Source organism: Gilvibacter sp. CC01, assembly GCF_055755295.1.
On sequence record NZ_CM146909.1, the window covers coordinates 2,443,765 to 2,465,071 of the forward strand.

At 44.3% G+C, this 21,307-nt stretch carries 17 protein-coding genes; 2 read left to right on the plus strand and 15 right to left on the minus strand.

The annotated features are described in order from the left end of the window. Positions 1-4: 4 nt before the first annotated feature. The 12 genes from AC0J2F_RS11565 to AC0J2F_RS11620 all read right to left on the minus strand — a co-directional run bounded on the left by AC0J2F_RS11565 (position 5) and on the right by AC0J2F_RS11620 (position 16,883). Positions 5-442: a hypothetical protein gene (locus tag AC0J2F_RS11565; RefSeq protein ID WP_374958860.1), complete on the minus strand. Its 438-nt coding sequence runs from the start codon at positions 440-442 to the stop codon at positions 5-7. A 120-nt stretch (positions 443-562) separates the two neighbouring features. Beyond that, positions 563-3,985: a T9SS type B sorting domain-containing protein gene (locus tag AC0J2F_RS11570; protein ID WP_473007779.1), complete on the minus strand. Its 3,423-nt coding sequence runs from the start codon at positions 3,983-3,985 to the stop codon at positions 563-565. Between the two features lie 188 nt (positions 3,986-4,173). Next, positions 4,174-6,579, minus strand: a complete 2,406-nt coding sequence (locus AC0J2F_RS11575; protein ID WP_473007780.1) for a T9SS type B sorting domain-containing protein — start codon at positions 6,577-6,579, stop codon at positions 4,174-4,176. A gap of 35 nt (positions 6,580-6,614) precedes the next feature. Beyond that, entirely contained in the window at positions 6,615-9,317 is a 2,703-nt protein-coding gene (locus AC0J2F_RS11580; RefSeq protein WP_473007781.1) for a T9SS type B sorting domain-containing protein, read from the minus strand. 69 nt (positions 9,318-9,386) lie between these two features. After that, positions 9,387-10,223 (minus strand): ABC transporter permease, encoded by an 837-nt coding sequence (locus tag AC0J2F_RS11585; protein WP_374958319.1) that lies wholly within the window; start codon positions 10,221-10,223, stop codon positions 9,387-9,389. Beyond that, a complete protein-coding gene (locus AC0J2F_RS11590) occupies positions 10,216-11,124 on the minus strand; it encodes an ABC transporter ATP-binding protein (RefSeq protein ID WP_473007782.1) in 909 nt (302 codons plus the stop codon). Before AC0J2F_RS11590 ends, AC0J2F_RS11585 begins: the two co-directional genes overlap by 8 nt. 86 nt (positions 11,125-11,210) lie before the next feature. Beyond that, a complete protein-coding gene (locus AC0J2F_RS11595) occupies positions 11,211-12,269 on the minus strand; it encodes a nucleoid-associated protein (RefSeq protein ID WP_473007783.1) in 1,059 nt (352 codons plus the stop codon). A gap of 13 nt (positions 12,270-12,282) precedes the next feature. Beyond that, complete coding sequence (locus AC0J2F_RS11600) at positions 12,283-12,789, minus strand: IS1096 element passenger TnpR family protein (RefSeq protein ID WP_473007784.1); 507 nt, start codon at positions 12,787-12,789, stop codon at positions 12,283-12,285. Between the two features lie 12 nt (positions 12,790-12,801). Next, positions 12,802-13,827 (minus strand): COX15/CtaA family protein, encoded by a 1,026-nt coding sequence (locus tag AC0J2F_RS11605; RefSeq protein WP_473007785.1) that lies wholly within the window; start codon positions 13,825-13,827, stop codon positions 12,802-12,804. Position 13,828: 1 nt separating this feature from the next. Then, a complete protein-coding gene (locus AC0J2F_RS11610) occupies positions 13,829-15,253 on the minus strand; it encodes a CCA tRNA nucleotidyltransferase (protein WP_473007786.1) in 1,425 nt (474 codons plus the stop codon). Continuing rightward, positions 15,254-15,814: an L-threonylcarbamoyladenylate synthase gene (locus tag AC0J2F_RS11615; RefSeq protein ID WP_473007787.1), complete on the minus strand. Its 561-nt coding sequence runs from the start codon at positions 15,812-15,814 to the stop codon at positions 15,254-15,256. It abuts the gene before it with no gap. 1 nt (position 15,815) lies between these two features. After that, positions 15,816-16,883, minus strand: coding sequence for a glycosyltransferase family 4 protein (locus tag AC0J2F_RS11620; protein WP_473007788.1), 1,068 nt, complete (start codon positions 16,881-16,883; stop codon positions 15,816-15,818). Between the two features lie 81 nt (positions 16,884-16,964). On the opposite strand from AC0J2F_RS11620, the gene AC0J2F_RS11625 reads away from it, so the two are divergent. Beyond that, a complete protein-coding gene (locus tag AC0J2F_RS11625; RefSeq protein WP_473007789.1) occupies positions 16,965-17,744 on the plus strand; it encodes a lipopolysaccharide kinase InaA family protein in 780 nt (259 codons plus the stop codon). On the opposite strand, the gene AC0J2F_RS11630 is transcribed toward AC0J2F_RS11625, so the two are convergent. Next, positions 17,721-18,482 (minus strand): glycosyltransferase family 2 protein, encoded by a 762-nt coding sequence (locus tag AC0J2F_RS11630; RefSeq protein ID WP_473007790.1) that lies wholly within the window; start codon positions 18,480-18,482, stop codon positions 17,721-17,723. The two genes, AC0J2F_RS11625 and AC0J2F_RS11630, sit on opposite strands and share 24 nt — an antisense overlap. 73 nt (positions 18,483-18,555) lie before the next feature. On the opposite strand from AC0J2F_RS11630, the gene AC0J2F_RS11635 reads away from it, so the two are divergent. Further along, positions 18,556-19,383 carry a glycosyltransferase family 2 protein gene (locus tag AC0J2F_RS11635; protein ID WP_473007791.1) on the plus strand — a complete coding sequence of 276 codons (828 nt, stop codon included), beginning with the start codon at positions 18,556-18,558 and terminating at the stop codon, positions 19,381-19,383. On the opposite strand, the gene AC0J2F_RS11640 is transcribed toward AC0J2F_RS11635, so the two are convergent. Both AC0J2F_RS11640 and AC0J2F_RS11645 read right to left on the minus strand, forming a co-directional pair. Next, positions 19,356-20,405 (minus strand): glycosyltransferase family 9 protein, encoded by a 1,050-nt coding sequence (locus AC0J2F_RS11640; RefSeq protein ID WP_473007792.1) that lies wholly within the window; start codon positions 20,403-20,405, stop codon positions 19,356-19,358. The genes AC0J2F_RS11635 and AC0J2F_RS11640 overlap by 28 nt on opposite strands. A 42-nt stretch (positions 20,406-20,447) precedes the next feature. After that, a complete protein-coding gene (locus AC0J2F_RS11645) occupies positions 20,448-21,263 on the minus strand; it encodes a 2,3,4,5-tetrahydropyridine-2,6-dicarboxylate N-succinyltransferase (RefSeq protein ID WP_473007793.1) in 816 nt (271 codons plus the stop codon). Positions 21,264-21,307 lie beyond the last annotated feature (44 nt).

Below are 21,307 nucleotides of genomic sequence, written 5' to 3' on the forward strand. Positions count from 1 at the left end.
GAGCTTATTGTTTGCGTTCTTGAGGTTGAATAACTATGAGATAATCTGTGCCGTCTATGCGATAGATGATCTTAGTCGCAGCGTAAAAATCGAACTGATATTTGAAAGGATTGAACTCCTGCAGATCGAACCCAGTATCTCTTGTCACTGCTGGATTGTAAAGATTGTATAGTGGTACTTCTGAAAGTAGTTTTAGGCTGTTATCTAGATCGAGCTTTTCTGCATCGCTCTTTACAAAAGTGATGCGGTTCTCATAAAGCGCTTTCATATAAGCATATCTGCGGGTATCTGGATTAATAAAATCGGCCCCAGAACCAGTGTATACCTGAGCGATAAATCGATCAAAATTAGCAGGATCGGGTTTACTTACTTGAGCCTGAAGTGAAGAAAGGTTGAAGGCAAGCAAAAGCAAGCTCAGCCAGACGGTTTTAATTAGTGACATTTTAGTTGAATTTTTACGGTAAGTTACGCAATTTCTAATCGTAAAAATCTTTCCGTTTATCGATAAAAAAAAGCCTTCAAATCTAAATTTGAAGGCTTTTTCTTAATAGTGGAAATCTACTTAGTAATTCAAATAGACCCAACCAGAGTATAGTTGTTCTACATCGGAGAAAGGATCTCCGGGCGCATCATTGAGTTGAAGCGTGTAGAAATAAGTTCCAACTGGTAGTAACTCACCATTCTTCTCTAGCGCTCTACCGTCCCATTCTTGAGTACTTCCGTTTCCGGAGTATACTAGAAGTCCGCGACGATCAAAGATCTTGAGCTCGAAATTCGGATGAAGTTCTAATCCGTTGATAGAGAAGGTGTCGTTGAATCCATCGCCGTTTGGTGAAATCCCTTGAGGAATCTCGATCTCACATGCTACCACACTGATCTCCACTGAAGTTGTTTGGAAACAACCTTCGTCATTGGCAACTCGGATATAAATGGTCTCCGGAGTTGTGGCGTTAGTGTAGCTTGTCGGATTTGCAATTGGATTACTACCGTCTTCTGCATCAGCCGTATTGGTGTGGTAAGTAACTGTCAGTCCAGAAACATCAATACCCAATTCAACGTTAAAGGCCGTAAGATCGAACTGATTCGTTAAGCCTGAAGCACCGTCTGCTGGGCAGCTTTCTACTGCAGCTGGCATAGCTAACGGATCGATCACTAAGGCAACCAATTCTAAAGTAGTCGTGCTGAAACAACCCGTAACATCGTCTAGAACACGGACATAAACCGTTTGAGGGTTTGAAGTGTTCGTATATGGAGATGTCAGTGGATTGTCTCCAGTTTCGGCATCTGCTTCAGATACGTGATAGGTCACTGTTACACCAGATGTTCCACCGGTGATCTCGCTGTCACGGCTGCTTAAGTCGAACTCCGCTACTCCCGCAGGGGTTCCGCAAAGTTCATAAGCAGCCGGCATGTTGATCGCAGGGCTGTCAGGATACATTATCTCATACGGCCCTGGATCGTCAGCTTGACAAGAACCAAGGTCAACCAAAATATCCGTGTAGGTTCCTTGATCCAATCCTGAGATAGTAATGGTACCTGTTCCATCGGCCGTTAAGGCTAATGGACCTTCAGGAGTGCCATTAAAGCTGTAGGATACATCGTAAGTCGTGCCTGCAGATAGACCAGAGATCACAATACTTCCGTCTGCAGAACAAGTTGCAGGATCATTCACGGTAACCGTAAATGTTGGGTTATCCGGATAATTGATCACAAATGGGCCAGCTAAAGTAGTGGCACATTCAACAATTTCTACGGTTACATCTGTATAAGTTCCTTGATCTAAACTTCCAATTATAATGTTACCCGAAGCATCGGTTGTAAAGGCAACTGGGCCAACTACAACTCCGTCTACTGTATAGGTCACATTGTAAGTTGTATCTGGGAGAAGACCTTCTATCAACAAGGCTCCGTTAGGTCCGCAGACGTCAGAATCTTCTTCGGTTATCGTAAAGCTTGGAGATTCTGGATCAAACAACTCGATCGGTGCGGGTTGCGTGAAAGAACAGTCGTTCAAGGTCAAAACCCCATCGGCATAAATACCAGCTAATAGCCCGGTGATCACTATGGTTCCTGAGGCATCAGAGGTCACAGTTATAGGACCAACTGGTACACCGTTAAAGGTATAAGTAAGGGTAAAGGACGTGTTCGGGAATACATTGCTAATGATCACCTCTCCTGTAGGACCACAAGTTACAGGATCAACGCCAGTGATAACGGCACCACCTAAAGATGGGCGTGTTAAAACGAACGGTCCGGCCGCTGTGTAGGTACATTCGTTGAGTACGATAGTAATGTCGGTATAAGAACCTTCGTCCAAACCACTGATTATGAATTGACCTGTGGCGTCTGTAGTCACTGTGATAGGGCCAACTAAAACTCCATCGAGTAAATAGGTAACCTCATAGGTGGTGTCTGGAGCAAGTCCGTCTACAGTAAGAGACCCATCAGAATCACAATTTACAGGATCCGCAGGAGTAACTACTGGAGTGAAGTCAGGATACTCAAGTGTGTAAGGTCCTGGATCTGTAAAGGAACAAGTACCTTGCTCTAATGTTATGTCTGTAATGGTAACTTCCCCTAGACCAGTAATAAAGATGCTTCCAGTTGCGTCAGATAGCACGGTAGCTGGTCCGATAACCGTTGCGTCTTGTGTATAGGTCAGGTCGTATGATGTTGCTGGCGCTAGGCCTTGAAGTTCAAGACTACCGTCCATGTCACACGCTACAGGTTGATTTACCACTACGGTGAACGTAGGAGCACCTGGATCTTCAATTACGATAGGCCCCGGATTTTCAAAGAAACATCCTGCATCGTTGGTGAATACAAAGTCTGTATACACACCTGCATCCAAACCTCCAATGATCAAAGAACCAGTCATGTCTGCTGGTAAAGTGATAGGTCCAACAGGAACACCATCATCCACATAGGAGATATTATAATCGATATCACCTAAAAGCCCAGTTACTACAATAGCACCGTCACTAGCACCACAAGCTGAAGGGCTCTGTGGGGTCAAGGTAATAAAGGTCGGATCAACTCCACCTCCAGTGAAGTCTCTAAATACGTAGAAGTAGGTAAAGGTTACAGATTCTCCAGGAGCAAGATCTCCGAAGAAATAGGCAATAGAAATGGCCTCATCTGCAGTATTTGTCGCCCCTTCTGTTTGTTCAAAACCAACCCCGTTCCAAATATCGGACGGATCACGGTTAGTGAAACCTCCAAAGGTCACACGAGCTCGCTCGTCTTGTACATAATAACAAACACTTGATCCGTTAGCGTCAACACCACCCAATGGACCTTGAGAAGCACAAACAAATCCCAAGATGTCCAATCCGCCAGAAGGCTGAGCAATCAGCTCCTGATCGGTGGTAAAACTTCCGTTAATCGTTTGGTTGTTGTCTGGATCCACATTGTTCATCCAGTACAAATTCGTTTTAGGCACATCGTCTAAGTTGGTCAAACGCTGCTCCATTCGAATGAAAAGTCCGTCGCGAGAAACAGAGAAATTACGAATAATTTCTATTCCATCGATAAAACCGTTCCATGAAACTTGGGCAAAATCTCCAAAACACGGATCGGTAAGTATTCCAGCGCCACTAACAGCACCAGGAATCTGATTAGGACTCGCCAAGTTGTTGTTCCAGGTAGCTCCGTCGTACTCGATGGCCCATCCTTCCTCTGGAGAACCAGGAGTAAAGAAATCTCCGTCATAATCGACCCATCCGTCCATTACCGGGTTAGCGATAAAGCCAAAAAGATCGTTTCCGGTTTCACGACTATCATGATACGGTGGACCAGGATTCTGGCTGTTTGGAACACCAAAAGTTCCGTTCTGGTTGATTCCAATTTCAATGAAATTCCCTTTTGCAAAGGCGTCGTCCAAAGACAACTGCGCATCTAGCTGTGCCTGACCTTGTTGAAGGCCTAGAAAAAGGAATGCCAGAGCGATTATTGATTGTAAGAATCTAGGAGTAATATTTCTCATAGAAGGCGGCTGTTAATTGTATGAATTGATGTCTAAAAGATAAATGTAAGAGATTATTTTAAGTCTGTAAAAGAATTGCACAAAACTTAGACGTAATTTTTGTTTTGAACGATGTAGGTAAAAAAATTGACCTAAAAACGGGGCTTAAATGTTAAAAAAAAAGTGCCTGCTCTTCGCGTGAAATGAGCTTATTCTCTATTTAAATAGAGCCAGCCACTCAAAGTATCATAATTTTCATCTCCCAAGAACAATACGTAGTAATAAACTCCCGGTGAGACAGGGCCGGAACTCCTCGCAAGTCCTTTGTTTGGTACTCCGTTCCAATGTCCAGTTTGGTTGTTACCCGTGTAGATCAAATTCCCGAGTCGGGAATAAATTTCCAAGCGATGATCGGGAAAAACATCCAACAGGCCAACAATTTCAAAGAGGTCGTTAATGCCATCGCCGTTCGGTGAGAAACCTTGGGGGATTACCGGAGGGCAATTTTCTACAGAAAGTTCAAAGCTAACAATGTCAAAACAGATCGAATTGTCGAATCGCACATAAATTTGCTGCGGATTGCTACTGTTGTTGAACTGCCTCGGATTCACTATCGCTCCGATTCCTAACAAAGCGTCAGAAGCAGAGGTGAAATAGCGAATCTCGCCTGTTAAGTCCTCAAAATTCTCTTCTGTAATTTGGGTAAGATCAAAGGTCGCAGTATCAAAACCGAGATCGCAAGCCGAGAGGTCTGGGAGTGTAGGAAGCTCCGGAATATTTTCAAAGCGCACTGTGGTCTTGAAAGTGTTATTGGTCTCGTCTAATTCTTCCACCGTGCCGCTTCCGTCTCCGAGGTCATCTACAACCGCCATTAGGCTAAATTCATCGGGCAGCGCTGTATCTAATGCTAGTTGAAATTCCAAGTCTATAAAACCACCGATTGCAATAGGTGTGGGAGTGTCTAGACCTAAGAAAAAAACACCGTCGACGTAAAGGGAGATAGGCGTTCCCGCGGGAAGTGGAGCTGTTCCTGCTGTGTTAAAAACCCTAAGGGTCAAATCCAAAATACGGCCTCGGCAAGCTGTGATCGGAACGGGTAAGGAGACTGATGCATCGGGTAGTGGACAAATGATCACTCGGATCTCAAAGGAGCTCACCACAAAACAGTCTGCATTAGCAACGCGCACATAGATGGTTTGCGTTGTGCTTAGGGGTAAATAATTTGTAGGATCAACTATAGGATTGTCTCCGGTATTTGCATCTGCTTCGGATTCGTGAAAGCTCAGTATCAATTCTGGGTCTATCCCTGTTAAGGCGTCGTTCAGATCAAAGAGTTCATCTCCAACGGTGTCACAGCGTTCCAGATCTTGCGGTAAAGGAAATTCCGGGAATTTGAGCAGACGTACAGGCAGCTCCGCTTCATTATTGGTCTCATTCAGCTCTGCAACCACACCAGTTCCGCTACCTGTATCATCGGCAACGATTCGCAAGTTAAAGGTATTGGGAACAGCTTCCAGGATATTCAGTGAGATAGCTTGTGACTCTTGCCCATCAATTGGAATATCGGCCAAAGTTGCTGCTGTACCAACCAAGGTAGCATCTGCATAAAAGGCTATAGGTGTGCCGGCCAAAAGGACATCCGTACTGTTTATGTTGTAAATGGTAAAGTCCACTAGTAGTTGGCGTTCTCCGCAGCTGGGGTCGCTTACTGTATCTATACTGGCAGTAGCATCGGGTAATTGACTGTTAAGAACGGTGACAATATTATTGATCATCACAAAATCTTGCCCTGAGGTTAGCTCTATGAGTGCCGAAGTGTCGCCAGGTTCTATATTGTCCTCAATGGAGTAGAAGTCAATGTCCATATTGTAAAGCACATCAGATCCAGTAAAGGAGTTGGTACTGTTAAAGGCATTATCTGCTGGGTTTAGCGGCGGATTGCTTATTATATCTCCATTGATGCTGAGGGTTTCCGTTACGCTCAGGGCAGCATCGCCCTCCCAAGCCAGAAAGCCGATCTTGGCACCTTCGTCGTCCAGCACATTAAGGCTCTCTAGTTCTATGCTGATGGTTTCCGGGACGCGCTCCAATCCTTCGTACATATTGAGTTGGTTCAAGGGCAAGTCCGGATCCTCATAAACGATCACAATAGACCAACCCGCAAAATTGGTTCCGGTTGGGCAGTAGGTCTCAATGATACTACTCAGGTCGAGTTCTGATAAGGTATAGGTGCCGCTTCCTGTGGATTGAACAAGTTCTGTTATGTCTGTCACGGCGGCAAAGAAAGAACGGGTATCGTCTAGGGCAAGGGCAAAGGTTCTGTCTGGCCTTATTTCACTGCCGTTGAGCTGTACTTCAAAATCTCCTGTGCCAGAGCCTGCCCAGTACAAAAGGGCATTGATGACCGTTTGGTCAGGCTCCAAAGAAAGCTCCGCAGCAGAAGAGGTTAAGATCTCACAAGGAGCACCTCCGCCGTTTTCTGCAGTATTTAGGGTATTGCCAATAGCAGTGTAGTCGTATCGGCCGTTGAATTGATTCAGCAAGCTAACCTCTTGTGCAACACAGTAGGCATGCCAGAAGAGCAGTAAAAGCCCTAAAGACCGATTCAGTTTCATAGCTATCTGATTTTCTTAAAGATATAAATATTTCTTTAGCGGACGAGACTAAAGTGCGAACGCAGCTCGCGTCCGTCTTCAAAGATCACGCGGAACCAATAGTCGCTAGACGGCATAGGGTTGCCGTTGTAGATTCCATCCCAACCTGGACTAAGGGGATTAAGGCGTGTCAGCATTTTCCCATAGCGATCGTAGATATAGATCTGGGCTTGGGATTCAAAATCAGGACGCACTCCCAAAACCTGCCAAAAGTCATTGATGCCATCGCCGTTTGGGGTGAAGAAATTCGGATATCCAAGCACAGAAACTACTTCTTCACTAATGCCACATCCCAATCGATCTCTTACATATACAGTATAGACCCCTGGTTTGACGTTCGTAAAAGTGTTTTCCAACTGATAAGGCCCTGTCGGGTCGTTCAAAGCGTATTCGTATTCTCCCGGACCGCTAACATTCACAATCAGCGTATTGGTCTCAGAAAGGTCTGTGACTACTATGCTTTCTATGGTCGCCGGACGCGAACCAACAACAGTAATGGTTCGTCTTTTGGAGCAGCCTTCCGGATTAATAATGTCCACAAAGTAAATACCTGCTTCATTGATTGCGATGGTGGGAGTGATCTCTCCCGTAGACCACAGATAACTATATGCTTCCAAGGGGCTGTCATCGTCAATTATAGGACCAACCTCTATGGTAATGGTATCTGGAAAGCTGTTCAGACAATACAAGGCCTCATCTTGAGTAACAATATTGGGCAGCTCGTACACTTTTAAGAAGATCCGAGCAATTCCAAAGCAGTCATTACCTTGCTCCAATCGGGCATAGACCGTTTGCTGGTAGGCTTGTTGGTTGGTGTAGGAAGTTGGGATGGGATTGGTCTCTGCTAGGACATCTTCTAAAGTGGCATAGAAGCTCAAGCTGAGATCTGCAGGTAAGCCGTCTAAGATAATTGCGGCCGCCTCTCCAAGGTCGAAGACAGTTATACCATCCTCAGTCGCATCATCACATTGGCTCAAAAAAACATTGTCTATCTGCGTTCCTGCTACAACTAATTCTAATTGCGCAATACTCGCACATCCCGCCTGATCAAAAACACGGGCAAAGATAGTTTGCGGATTGCTGAGGTTGGCGTAAGCAGTTTCTGGTAAAGGCGATTCGTTATTCTCTGCTTGCAATAGGGTCTGATGAAAACTCACATCCAAACCAGCAACACCTCCCGTTAAATCAGGGATGGCTTCTGTGAGGTTAAAAATACTAAAGCCATCATTGTTGCCGTCTGCATCACATTGGGTCAGCAAGCTGTCAAAGGCTTCTGGCAGTGGGTTGATGATCACATTGGCTTGCCCTATTATTGGACATTCGCCATTCATAGGGTCTATCTCTACACGATACACACCTGTGGTACTCACCACAAGATCAAAATCGGTTTCTGGTAGAAGCACCTCATCTCTGGTCCAAACATAGGTCGCTCCGGGAATATCTGGAGCCACTAGCGTAAAGCTGTCGCCTTCGCAAAGGTTTAAGGTGGTGGCAGATTCACCGTTCTGAATAATATCTACGGTATTGAGAAACAATGATTGAATAAACGGAGGCAAACCAAAATTTCCAGTCCTTCCGCCGAGCGATACCGCTGCTCGCTGATAATTGGCTCCTGTACCAGCCGTGTTGGGATCATTGATAACATCTAAGGAGGCTTGGTTCAAGATCACCCGATAGATTCGCCCATCGATACCCAATTGTAAAGCACCTGTGGAATTGTCATTAGTGCTCAATACCGTTCTGGTAGCCGATGGATCTGTAGCCGAAAGGTCGAATTGGTAGACCTCACCAAAAGCAAAGCCATCAGTATCATAAACGCCAGCGCAAGTATAAACTAAATTGGAATCCGGAGAGAATTCCACCCCATAAGGCGAGTTTCCATTTACATCCAGATCAAGCCCGCCGGAGGCAACTCCCGTTGCTGTATCAAAATCATAGACCAAGAGCGCTCCTGGTGAACCAGCATCACTTGCAGGGTTCTCATTCAAGGTAGCGTGAGCAATGGCAAGTTTACTACCATCCGGGCTGGATTTTAAGTAACCTAAAGCGTTGTCTCGATAGCCAATAAGAGGAACTTCTGGTTCTACCAACGATTCAACAGGCGTTGTGTTAACGCCGGCTCCGCTCACATCGTAAGCATAGAATCGGTCTACAAAATGCGTAATGACCCAAATGGATTCACAGTCGGCATTGCGCACCGCAGTGATCTTCTCCGAATTGGTTGGCAGCAGATTGATATTCTTCTCTGCCGCAACAACATCGCCCAGACCTCCATCTAAATTCATGTCTACGGTGGAATAGTTCAATCCGCGAAGTGCAGCAGGATCGTTCTCCCCAGGAAACAAGCCATCTACCGTAAATATGTAATAGATATTGGCTTGCTGCGGATTGGGTACTATGATAGCCGATTGGGTAGAAGTATCTTCTCCTAAAAGGCCTGTCCCATTGGGCATAACCTGATGGTCTCGGTTCCAGACCAGAGTTCCATTGGTGTAAAAAAGTAAGTTTCCGGCACTGTCGCTTATTGTTGCACAGCCTTCTAAAGTTTCTAAGGCTCCGTCTGTCAAGGGCGTTGGTGGACTAGTATTGAAATTAAGCCCAGCCCGATCTCCAAAATACCAATTCGCTGCTTCTCCCTGTGCCTGAACGTTTAGGGCAAAGAGCAGCCAAAAGAGACCGAAAATAAATAACTTTTTCATTGCAATGAGGTGAAGGCAGCGGCGCACTGGCAGCTGCCCTTCCGATTGTTCGGAAGCCTCAGCAAGATACTATAAATCTCGTTTTTTCAGAATGAGTAAGGACCAATAATTGAATAAGAAGGTCCACGCAGAAACAATAGCCACTTTCAATAAGGTCACATCATATGACTTTGTGAATTCGGCCCCCAATTGGGTCGCAGCAGATTGTACCGCATTAAAGCGCGTGAATGGTTCAATGATCAAATTCTGCATACTCGTAAGCGGAAGGAATTGCATGATCTGATCTGGTAAATCCGAGCCATCTGGTAGTTTGGTCATCAAAATCAAATACATCGCTCCTTCAAGTATCCACCATATTAACAGGAACCCTAATGCAAACGCTGATCGCTTGACAAGTACTCCTAAGAATAAGCAGAAGGAGAAAAAGGCCAAGAGTTTCAAGAAATAGGCAAAGACGTATTCTAAGTCACGCACTATGATCCCGAACTCGGTATAATCAGAAAAAATCAAACCTAAGATCAGCGATACGATAAATATGAAAGCCGTAGAAACCGCAGCAAACACAAAGACTGTAATGAACTTAGACAAGACGAACTCGCGCTTGCTCAAACCGTCAATTAGGTTTTGTTTTAGGGTTCTGTGGGTGTATTCATTAGCCATCATAGAGACGATGACTATAGCTAGGAACATTTTTAGCAATGCTGCGATCCAGGTATTGAAATGCCAGATGAAGGGGAAGTTAAAGATCCCTTGATCGGCCAGTCTGAAACTGAAGTTCCCAAAATTGAATTTGATCGAAGCCAGTAGCGACATCAAAGAGATCAATATAAAATAGACGGCTGTGATTACGCGTGCCGATTTGTTATGGATGAGTTTGTGGTATTCTATCTGAAGTAATCTAAGCATGCTGTTCGATTTTGTTGGTTAATTCTAGGAATTGCTCTTCTAGGCTTTCTTTGCGCTTGTCTAGTTTAGACAACACAATTCCTTCTTTGAATAACATTTCGTTGAGCATGCTGGCTTCTAATGGCTCGTTCAAATAAGCAACCAGACTTTCGCCTTCTTCTTTGATTTTTCCGAAACTAACATTGCCTTCCAAATAGGCACGTAAGCGAACCATATCATTAGCTTGCAGAGTAAAGAACCCGTGGCTAGCATTCATGCCTTCTACAGGACCTGAATACAGGGAAACTCCTTTACGCAAGATCACTACGTGCGAACACACCTTTTCAACCTCATCCAAAAGGTGAGAGGCCAAAAGTATGGTAGTACCGCCTTTGGCGATCTTCTTGATAATTTCTCTGATTTGATGAATTCCCTGCGGATCTAAACCGTTAGTAGGTTCATCTAAGATCAGGATCTCAGGGTCGTTGAGCAGCGCCGAGGCGATGGCCAGGCGTTGTTTCATTCCTAAAGAAAAGGTTTTAAAGCGACTATCCTTGCGATCTAGCAGCCCTACCAATTCTAATTTCTCTTCGATCTTATCTTCGCCAACTCCTTTGATCTTGGCCACCAAGGCTAAGTTCTGAACCGCACTCATGTACGGATAGAAGTTTGGACGTTCAATAATAGCGCCCACGCGTTTAAGTGCATCGTGGGTAGAGGTGTTGCCGTCGAACCAGGTAAAGTCACCTGAGCTTCTGTTTACGACATTCAATACGATTCCGAGTGTGGTTGATTTTCCACTTCCGTTAGGGCCCAAAATACCGTAAACATTACCTTTCTCTATGGTAAAAGAGAGGTTATTTACTGCAGTCAATGGCCCAAAACGTTTGGTGAGATTGGTAAGCGTTAGGATGGGTTGCATTTATGGTTGTTTAGTAAAACTGATGTCTGTAAGACGAAGCAGTCCCATAAATGTTACACGGCTTTAAAATTCATTTTTAGACAGGTCTAGGAGCTTTGCTCTCGGTTAAAGTAAACCAGATAATAGTACATCTGGCGTTCCTCGTCCCAGCCTTTTTCTACAAATTTATCGGCACTCTCTGGGTTGATAAAATCCATTTTGATCTGAATGTTGGTGTCTAATTGAATCACATTCTTGATCTTTTTACGCGCAGCGGTTACAGCCGTGTTGGCAATGGAAAAATCTGAAAGGTCTTCTATGCTGTATTTCGGGCCGCGTTCTGCTTTGAAGTGTTTAAACTCTGGGATCAGCTCCGGATTGTCTATCACTTCGTTGAGGAACTTGGTTTCTTCGAACTGGTCGTTCTTGGCAAAGTGGTTTACCGCACGGTTCATAAACAAGACCTCTTCGCGTTTGTCTTCTGCTGGTAACACAACATCTTTGGCAAAATCCTGACAGAATTTCAAGTATTTCTTGGTGTAGAAGTTGTCATCGGCTAAGGTTTCTACGCCTAAAAAGCTCTCCAACCAATAACGCGCATCATAGCGGTTACTGTCTACACTTAAGATCTTATATCCAGTCTCCTCTTCTACATTGAAAACAATACAACCCTTGTCTAATTTGTTGAGATTGATCCCTTGTTGCAATTGCATTTCCAATTGCTGCGGACCTTGATTGAACTGCAAAAAGTCTTGCTTCAATTCCGATTTAAAGATCCCAACCCCATCTACTTTTTGGTTGTTTATCTGTAGATTTTCTAAGTAGGCCACATAGACCTCCCCATTCTTTATATGCGGATGCTCACTCTGGTTGTAAAGATGGGTAGTGATCTTAGTGCTTACCTCATGGGCATTGTTAGGGTCTGCCAACAGCTCTTTAACCAACTTATAGAGTTCGTGGTATTCCAGATCCACATCGTGGGTAAAGCTCAGATAATTCTCCTCCTTTTCTCGAAAAGGTTTAAAGAAGAACTCGCGAATCAACGGATTGAGTTCGTCAGTGAGTTTACATGGTGCTCCGGAGAGGAATAAACCCTCTGCGCGACTTTTATTGCCCACGCGGTGCAGGCTTAGGGAAGCGATCTGTGCGCTGTATAAGTTGATCATAAATAAGGGAAAATTAATTCCAGGAATCGATATCTAAAGAGTCAAAATCATCGTCCTCATAGTCCAAGTCATCGTCCAGGTCGCCTTCCATGGATTCTCCAACGAATTCCTTGTCTGGCGCTTCTTCTGGCAATTCGCCGTGTACATACATCAGGTTGGGATACTGCATTCCCGGTTGGGGTTCGGCAATCTCGGCCAATTCCACCAAAAAGGTCCACATGGAAAGAAAATCGTAAACGTAGATCATTTTGGTCTGATCTTCGTTTAAAACGTCTTCTAGCAAAGTTTCGGCCATGATACGAGTAGGCTCGGGGCCTTCTGACATGTCAAAAAGCGCGATCTCTTCGCCTTGTTCCCACTGATCGTCACTGAGGTAAAAAGAGGCCATTTCCTGACCACCAAAACCAAAGGCTTGAGTAATGGCGTTGTGAAAGTCCTCCATAGTGGCGTCTTGCAAGATCTCTAGATCTCTAAAGACGTCTTCTTGGGTATCTAAAATGATTCTGAATCTAAAAACCATAAGGCCGTAAAATTAAGATATTTTCACCGTTTTCTTCGGGATCAAAACCTGTAAAATCAAATAGGATTGCAAGCCGAATAAAACAGCAGCAAAAACCAAGTGGATCGGCTGTGTCAAAAATGGAAAGTCAAAATAATACATCGCGATTCCCGTGAGTACTTCTACACCTAGAATTGCCAGTATACCATTCATGCCGTACAGGCCGTAGCCGTTCTTTTGATTGCCACGCCAGAGCAGTACATTGATCAGTACCACTAAAATAGAGAAGGAGCGGTGAACGTAAAAGCTTAGTTCCGGATAGGCAAGCCAAGCCTCCTTGGCCTCATAACCGACAACTTTTACCTGATCGTCCACAAATTGGCGCACCTGTGTACCCAATACTATTTGTACTAAGGTTAATCCTAAGGCAGCCCACAATAGCGTTTTGAACCCAGTTGTGACACCTTGAGGCCGCTGTTTGCCACTTGCCTGACGCAGAATCAGCAACAACACCAAAACGATCAATAATGCCATTACCATATGAATGGTAATACGCACAGGCGCTAAGACAGAGTAAACCACCGTAGCTCCTAACCAACCTTGAAACCCGATCATAAAGACACTGAGCCATGATAAGATAGTGAGCCATTTGTTTTGTTTCCATTTCCAAATGGAGAGTATGGCCATGATAAGAATAGCTAGGCCGGAGAGCGCTCCTAACAACCGGTTTATATATTCTATCCAGGTATGCCAAACGTTAAATATGGCATAGTCATGCTCGGTATAGGCTTCCCAGTTTGCTGCGGAGTAAGTATCACTAGTTGTAAAGTCGGCTTTAGCAACCTCAAGTGCCTCGTCTTTGATGATCACTTGGCCCTTTTTAAACTCCCTGTCGGGTGCCCAAAGCAGGGTGGCTTCTTCCGCAGGAGGTATATAATAACCAAAACATTTGGGCCAGTCCGGACAGCCCATACCGCTTCCTGTCATCCGCACCACAGCCCCGGCTATGATAACCAGGTAGATCAAGATCAGCGATATTCTAACAAATCGTACAAACATCCTATTGCGGTTTTAAATTCAAGGACTTGCCTTTTTCTAGCATGAACACTTTGGCGGCTTCGTATTCGTTTGGGATAACCCCATCTAAAATAGCTTCTTTAATAGCTTCTTTAATAATACCGATCTCCTTAGAAGGCGGTAAACCAAAAGTTTCCATGATCTCCTCACCACTCACCGGAGGCTGAAAATTCCGAACGTGGTCCTTTTCTTCTACGGTGACGATCTTGTCGCGCACCTTTTTAAAGTTGTTGTGGTAGCGTTTGAATTTCTTCGGATTCTTGGTGGTGATGTCTGCTTCGCACAAAGTCATTAGATCTTCTACGTGATCGCCTGCATCAAAGATCAAGCGGCGTACCGCGCTATCGGTAACTTCTGTTGCTAAAACGATAGGGCGGGAGCTCATCCGAACCATGTTTTGCACGTACTTCATCTTTTCGTTCAAAGGCATGCGTAGGCGTTTAAAGAGCTTGTAGACCATTTTAGAACCTACAAATTCGTGCCCGTGAAAGGTCCAACCTTGTTTTTGATTGAACTTCTTGGTGGGAGCCTTACCAATATCGTGAAGCAGCGCTGCCCAGCGCAACCAGAGGTTGTCTGTCGATTGAGCAATATTATCAACCACTTCCAAGGTGTGCCAAAAATTGTCTTTGTGACGCTGACCTTCTACCTCGTCAATACCTTCTAAAGCGAGAAGCTCTGGGAGTATGTGTTTAAGCAGTCCGGTCTGGTGTAAAAGCCCGAATCCCACAGAAGGTTTATCGCTCATCAAGATCTTGTTGAGCTCTTCTACCACGCGCTCCTTAGAAATAATGCCAATTCGCTCATTTTGTGCTGTAATAGCAGCTAAGGAATCCTGTTGGATCTCAAAATTCAGTTGATTCGCAAAACGTATGGCACGCAACATGCGCAAAGGGTCATCACTGTAAGTTACTTTAGGATCTAAAGGTGTTCTGATCAGCTTGTTCTCAAGATCCTCCAGACCATTAAAAGGGTCTAATAATTGACCAAAACGGTCCCCGTTAAGGCCCAAAGCTAAAGCGTTAATGGTAAAATCACGACGGTTCTGGTCGTCCTCTAAAGTTCCATTCTCTACGGCCGGATTCCGCGAATCTTCGGTGTAAGATTCTTTACGGGCTCCAACAAATTCCAACTGTATATCTTCATGTTGGATCATGGCCGTACCATAGGTCTTAAAGATCGATACTTTTGGGTTCTCGGGTAAGGCTTTGGCAACGGCTTTGGCCAACGCTATTCCACTGCCAATTGCTACCACATCGATATCCTTATGGGTACCGCGATCTAAAAAGAAATCACGCACATAACCCCCAATCACATAGGCCTCCAGATTCAACTGATCAGCAACCTCAGAAAGGGTCTTAAAAATCGGAGCGTCTAGCGCCTCTTTAAAGTGGGTTTTAGCCTGCATTTATTGTCGGATCACCTTCACGGCTCCATCCACACTCAGCTTAATAATACTGGAGGGTTTGGCCGCTTTTCTATCGCGGTGCAAATTTACGACATAGTCTACGCCCTCCAAAATTAACGGATTGATTTCTGAGAAGGTCTTAGCCGTGGGTTCCCCACTGATATTGGCCGAGGTAGACACTAAAGGACGCTTTAGTTTTCTGATAAGCGCCTTACAAAAGGCATCGTTCACAACACGTACACCCAAACTTCCGTCTGGAGCAATAACATTTTCAGATACTCTGATTGCGTTGTCTAGGATCAAGGTGGTCGGCTTATCGGCATATTTTAAAATCTGAAAAGCCGTTTCCGGAAGGTTTTCAAAGTATTCATTGAGCATACGCAGGGAGTCTACCAAACAGATCATGCTTTTTTCTGCAGGACGCTTTTTAATCTCAAATACACGTTCCACACTGTCAAAATTGGTGGCATCACAACCGAGACCCCAAACCGTATCTGTTGGGTAAGCAATGGTTCCGCCGCGTTTTACAATTTCGTAGGTCTTATTAACTTCTGCCGTCATTTTACAACAAAGATTTATAAACGTCAATGTATGCTGCTGCAGCAGTTTTCCAATTAAAACTGTCTGCTTGCGCTTTTAAAGCTTTACTTTTTTCCTCTGGATCCCTGTGATAATCGGCCATCCCTTCTTTAAATATTGCTGCCATTTGCTGCGGATTTAGATCGTGCCAATAATAGGCAACCTCGCCACCAACTTCTGGTAAAGAAGTTCTATGAGCAAGAAATACAGGCTTGCCAAATTTCATAGCCTCGATAGGAGGTAAGCCGAAACCTTCCCGTAAACTGGCAAATAGAAAGGCCTCGCAATTCGCGAGCAGGTATTGTTTTTCAGCATCTCCTACGCGTCCCGCTAAGATCACTCGGTTTTCTAGTCTGTGTTTTGCAATGGTTGCTCGCACCTTTTCACCATAAGGTCTGGAGTCGTTTCCCCCGATAACCAATTGATGCTCGGGCAAATGCACAAGCATCTCCACTAAGAGGTGAAAATTCTTGCGTTCCCAAAAATCACCCAAAGTGAACAAATATTTACCCTTTAGCTGAGTTGTTGGCGTATAGCTGGATAAGTCCAACAGCTTTTCTGTGGGGTTACCGTTTAAGATCACGTATTCGGGCACCTTAGGCATATCGAAATGCTGGTGAGCGCTCTGTTTGGCAAAATCAGAGATATAGGTGATCGCGCTTGCTCTAGCTAGTTTTTCTTTGAATCTCAAGTTTCTCGAATGGTTCAGATCCGAAGAGATTTCCTCAATAAAATTTACATCGTGAATCGTTAAAACGTACGGCAGGTCTCGTTTGGGTTCTACTTTGGTGTTCTGGTTAACAGAATGCCATAGCTCGTATTTAGTTCTAATACGTGCCCAATCGTACCGGCGTAGCCCCAGATAGTATTTGTAGTCAAAAAAGTTACCGAATTCTTCTTTGAGCGGCTTGAGGTATTGGGCGTGAACCACAAATCGCAAATCCTGGTCGTTATTGGCTTGGATCCCGCGTAGCAAATGCAAATTGAACTGCCCAAAACCCGTATACGGATTTTTGAGATTGTGCATTTCTAAAAAGATGCGTTTGGGCATTTAATTCGGGCTTTCTGAGTTTTTACAAAGGTATTTGATTTGCTGCAGTTCTAAAGAATTATAAGTGTATTTTTGCAGCAGATGAAGCAGTCCTTTCATTACGATTTTCAAATTGCCGAGGCTTTTGTAGAACAGCATCAAGCCGTTTTGGCTTGTGTGCTTAAGTTTGACCAAGAAGGTGAATTGTTCGGTGATGGCGAACGCAATGAGATCCGTCTTTTTGACACCTTGGGCATGAAGGTCAATGTGAAGCGTTTTAAGAATCCAAATGCGCTTAACACCTGGGTTTATCGCTATCTAAGACCTTCTAAGGCAGAACGTTCTTTTCGGTATGCAGAGAAATTACTGGCTATGGGTTTGGGAACACCAAGACCAATTGCCTATGCCGAGAATAAAAAGTGGAACGGACTAAAGGATAGCTATTATTTGAGCGAACACTTAAACTGTGATCTGACCTACCGCGAATTGGTGCACGATCCGAATTATCCGGAGCACGAACAGATCTTAAGAGCCTTTACCCGCTTTACCTTTGAGCTTCATGAAAATGGCGTCTTGTTTAAAGATCACTCTCCTGGAAACACCTTGATCAAAAAGACAAGTGACGGATATAATTTCTATTTGGTAGACTTGAACAGAATGGAGTTTAAATCACTCACCCAGGCGGAGCGCATCTATAATTTTTCTCGTTTAACTCCTGTAAAGGATATGGTCCGAGTTATGAGCGAAGAGTATGCAACCTTGGCAGGTTACGACCAGCACCAAACCTTTACTGCCATGTGGGGCCACGTGAGTCATTTTCAAGAGAAGTATCACAGAAAACAACGCCTAAAGAAAAAGTTACTCTTTTGGCGCAAGCGTTAATCGTCGCAATTCTTTATAACGTTCCCATACGCTTAAAGCATTTAGTTTAGAAACTATAAAGCCGCGCTTGCCGTCTAAAATACCTAAACGAATAATATAGTGATTCAAGAACTTGTAAGCCGATTTTAAATAGTGCTTAAGTAGGGTATAGCGCTTTCCGCGATGATATAATTCCTTACCTCTCATTTTACCGTAAGTGATCATTTTAGAACGATAAACCTGATAATCGTCAAAGAAGTAATGATCTAATTTGTGCTTTAGAATTCCAATAGGAGGCGCAATGTCCAAGGTTTCGTGGACTATCTTTTCGCTTTTATATCGGCCTTTGGTTTTGTCAAACAGTCGGAGTGCTTTATCTGTTTGCAGGCCGCTAAAATTCAATTTTTTACGCTTGTAATAGAACTGCCGGTAGATCTGATATCCGTTGGCGAGTTCCTTTTGGGCAAGTAGCTCTTTTATTTCTGCCGATAGGGACGCAGAAACACGTTCGTCTGCATCAATAAACAATACCCAGTCGTTGCTGGCTAGGTCCAAACAGAAATTGCGTTGGATGGGATAATCGATAAAGGTATTTTGAACCACGCGCACCCGAGGATCGGCCTGCAAGATCTCAAAAGTACCATCGTCGCTAAAAGAATCAACAGCAATGATCTCATCGGCAAAGGTGATACTGTCTATTACCTCTGGCAGATGTTTACTTTCATTCTTGACAATGAGTAGTGCAGAAAGTTTTCGCATGAAAATTACGTACTTTTGAGCCGTTCAAAGGTAGCGTTTGCAACTGAAATGCACAGCGCTCTTAGCAGAAACTATGTCAAAACCTCAGATTTCAGTCATCCTCAGTACCTATAACCAACCGGAATGGTTGGAAAAAGTGCTTTGGGGATACGCGCAACAAGAATTCACAGATTTTGAGGTTGTAATTGCAGACGATGGTTCAACCGAAGCTACCAGAGCCAAAATCGAGCAAATGACTCCTGAATTGCCGTTCCCATTACAACATGTGTGGCATCCTGATAATGGCTTTCAGAAAACGATCATCTTGAATGAGGCTATAAAAGTAGCTCAGGCAGATTACCTCTTGTTCTCTGACGGCGATTGTATTCCTCGAAAAGATTTTCTCTCTGTGCATGCTAAGCATATGGAGCCGGGATTTTTCCTTTCTGGAGGTTATTTTAAGCTTCCCATGGACATTTCAAAGGCCATTTCTAAAAGCGATATCGAAGCACAAAATTGCTTTGAACTGTCTTGGCTTAAGCAGCGCGGATTAAAAACTTCTTTTAAAAACAACAAGCTTACCCAAAGTTCGCTTAAGCAAAAATTCTTGAACTGGATCACTCCAACAGAGGCCACCTGGAACGGCCACAATTCTTCTGGTTGGCGCAGTGATATAGTCGCAGCAAATGGTTTCGATGAGCGCATGCAATACGGGGGCGAGGACAGGGAGCTAGGAGAGCGCCTTTTCAACGCCGGAATAAAAGCCAAACAATTGCGTTATTCGGCAATTTGTGTGCATTTGGATCATCCTAGAGGTTATGTAAAACCAGAGATGCTCAGTAAGAATGCGGCTATTCGCAAGCGTACCAAAACTGAAAAATTAGTGCGTACCTCTTACGGTTTAGACACCGAAAAATCGTGATGATCTAAAAAGGCGATCATTTTTTCTATAACAAATTCAGGATCCAACTTTGCGTAGTAGGAAGTGGCTTGTTTTTTATACTTCTTCGGATGTTGACGGTACAAGTCCGGATGTAGATCTGCCAAATGAACCGAGCGATTTTCGCCATCTGCTTCATAACTGTTCCAAGCCGATTTGAGGATCCATGGAGAAAAGATCGAAAAAGTAGGGAGTTCAAGGGCCTTACCCATATTCACTGCGCCTCCTTCATTACCGATCACTGCAGTGCAACATGAGGCCAACGCGAGGAATTCCCGCAAACCTTTACCGTAAATGTCGGGTCTTAAATGACTTTGAGTATTGGGTTTGCATAGCTTTATCAATTCATCCAATTGCGGGCGTTGCTCGGGTAAATAATTGAACAATAAATGGGCCTGAGTGCGTGTTACAAGTTCATCCAGTACTTTGGCCATATATGGCAGCGGATAAGTCTTATCTGGACTGCTTCCAAAAGCAGCTATCATAAAAACTTTAGCTTTTGGGCTCAGCTGCGCTTGCCTTATTTGAGCCAGAGCGAGATTCTTTTCGGTTTCGCCTATATAGATCTTTGGGCGAGGGATAATCAGGTCTTGAAAGTCCAAAGCCTCTAGCAAAAGCACCCGGTTTACCAAAGCGAGACCTTCGTCTTTTGTAGTGTGACTTAATGGTTTTACCGTTCGTTTGTATGCCCGTTTGGTGTACCATTTGCGGTAGGACACACTATCATTTGGCTTTAGTTTTCTACTCAGCCGTGCCGATCTGAGTTTAGCATAAACGTCTATGACCAGATCGAAATTCTCGGCTTGAAGTCCTTCAGTAAAGCTCCGGTAATATCTTTTTTGCTTGGCTTTCTTCGGATCGAAGAGATGTAGCTTGTCTATAAAGGGATTGTTCACTACCACGGCCTGAGTATTCGTGTTTATCAAATAGTGTAAGGTGGTGGCAGGATATTGCTTGCGTAACAACTCAAAAAGAACCGTAGACGTGAGTACGTCTCCGATCATTTTGTGCTGTATTACAAGGATCTTATTCAAATCATTCTTTTACTAGACGGCTACGTCATAGGTGCGTAGGGCGTCGTTTAATGAGGTCTTTTTATTGGTGCTCTCTTTGCGTTGACCAATAATCAGTGCACAAGATACTTGGTATTCCCCAGCTGGGAATTTCTTAGTGTAACTCCCCGGAATTACAACCGATCTGGCCGGGATCACACCTTTGTACTCCTTGGGCTCGCTTCCGGTCACATCGATGATCTTGGTAGAGGCTGTAACTACCACATTTGCTCCAAGAACAGCTTCTCGCTCAACGCGAACACCTTCTACCACTATGCTTCGGGAACCGATAAAAGCGTTGTCTTCGATTATTACAGGAGCAGCTTGCAAGGGCTCCAATACCCCACCAATACCAACGCCACCACTAAGGTGAACATCTTTCCCGATCTGTGCACAGCTTCCAACGGTAGCCCAAGTATCTACCATGGTTCCGGCGTCCACATAGGCGCCAATATTCACATAGCTCGGCATCATGATCACGCCTTTGGAAATATAGGCTCCATGTCTGGCAACAGCATTGGGCACCACGCGAATTCCTTTTTCTTCATAACCTCTTTTGAGTGGCATTTTGTCGTGGTATTCAAAAATTCCAGCCTCTAAGGTTTCCATTTTCTGGATAGGGAAATAGAGTACTACCGCTTTTTTAACCCATTCGTTTACCTGCCAACCTGATGCTGTTGGAGAGGCGCAACGCAGTTTTCCACTGTCCAAATGGTTGATCACCTCTCGGATTGCTGCTATGGTTTCAGGGTTTTGCAAGAGGGATCTATCTTCCCAAGCTTGTTCAATTAGCGGTCTTAAGTGCTCCATGGTTGTTTTTTTGACAAAGATAATAAGCTGTCTCGGAATAGTTG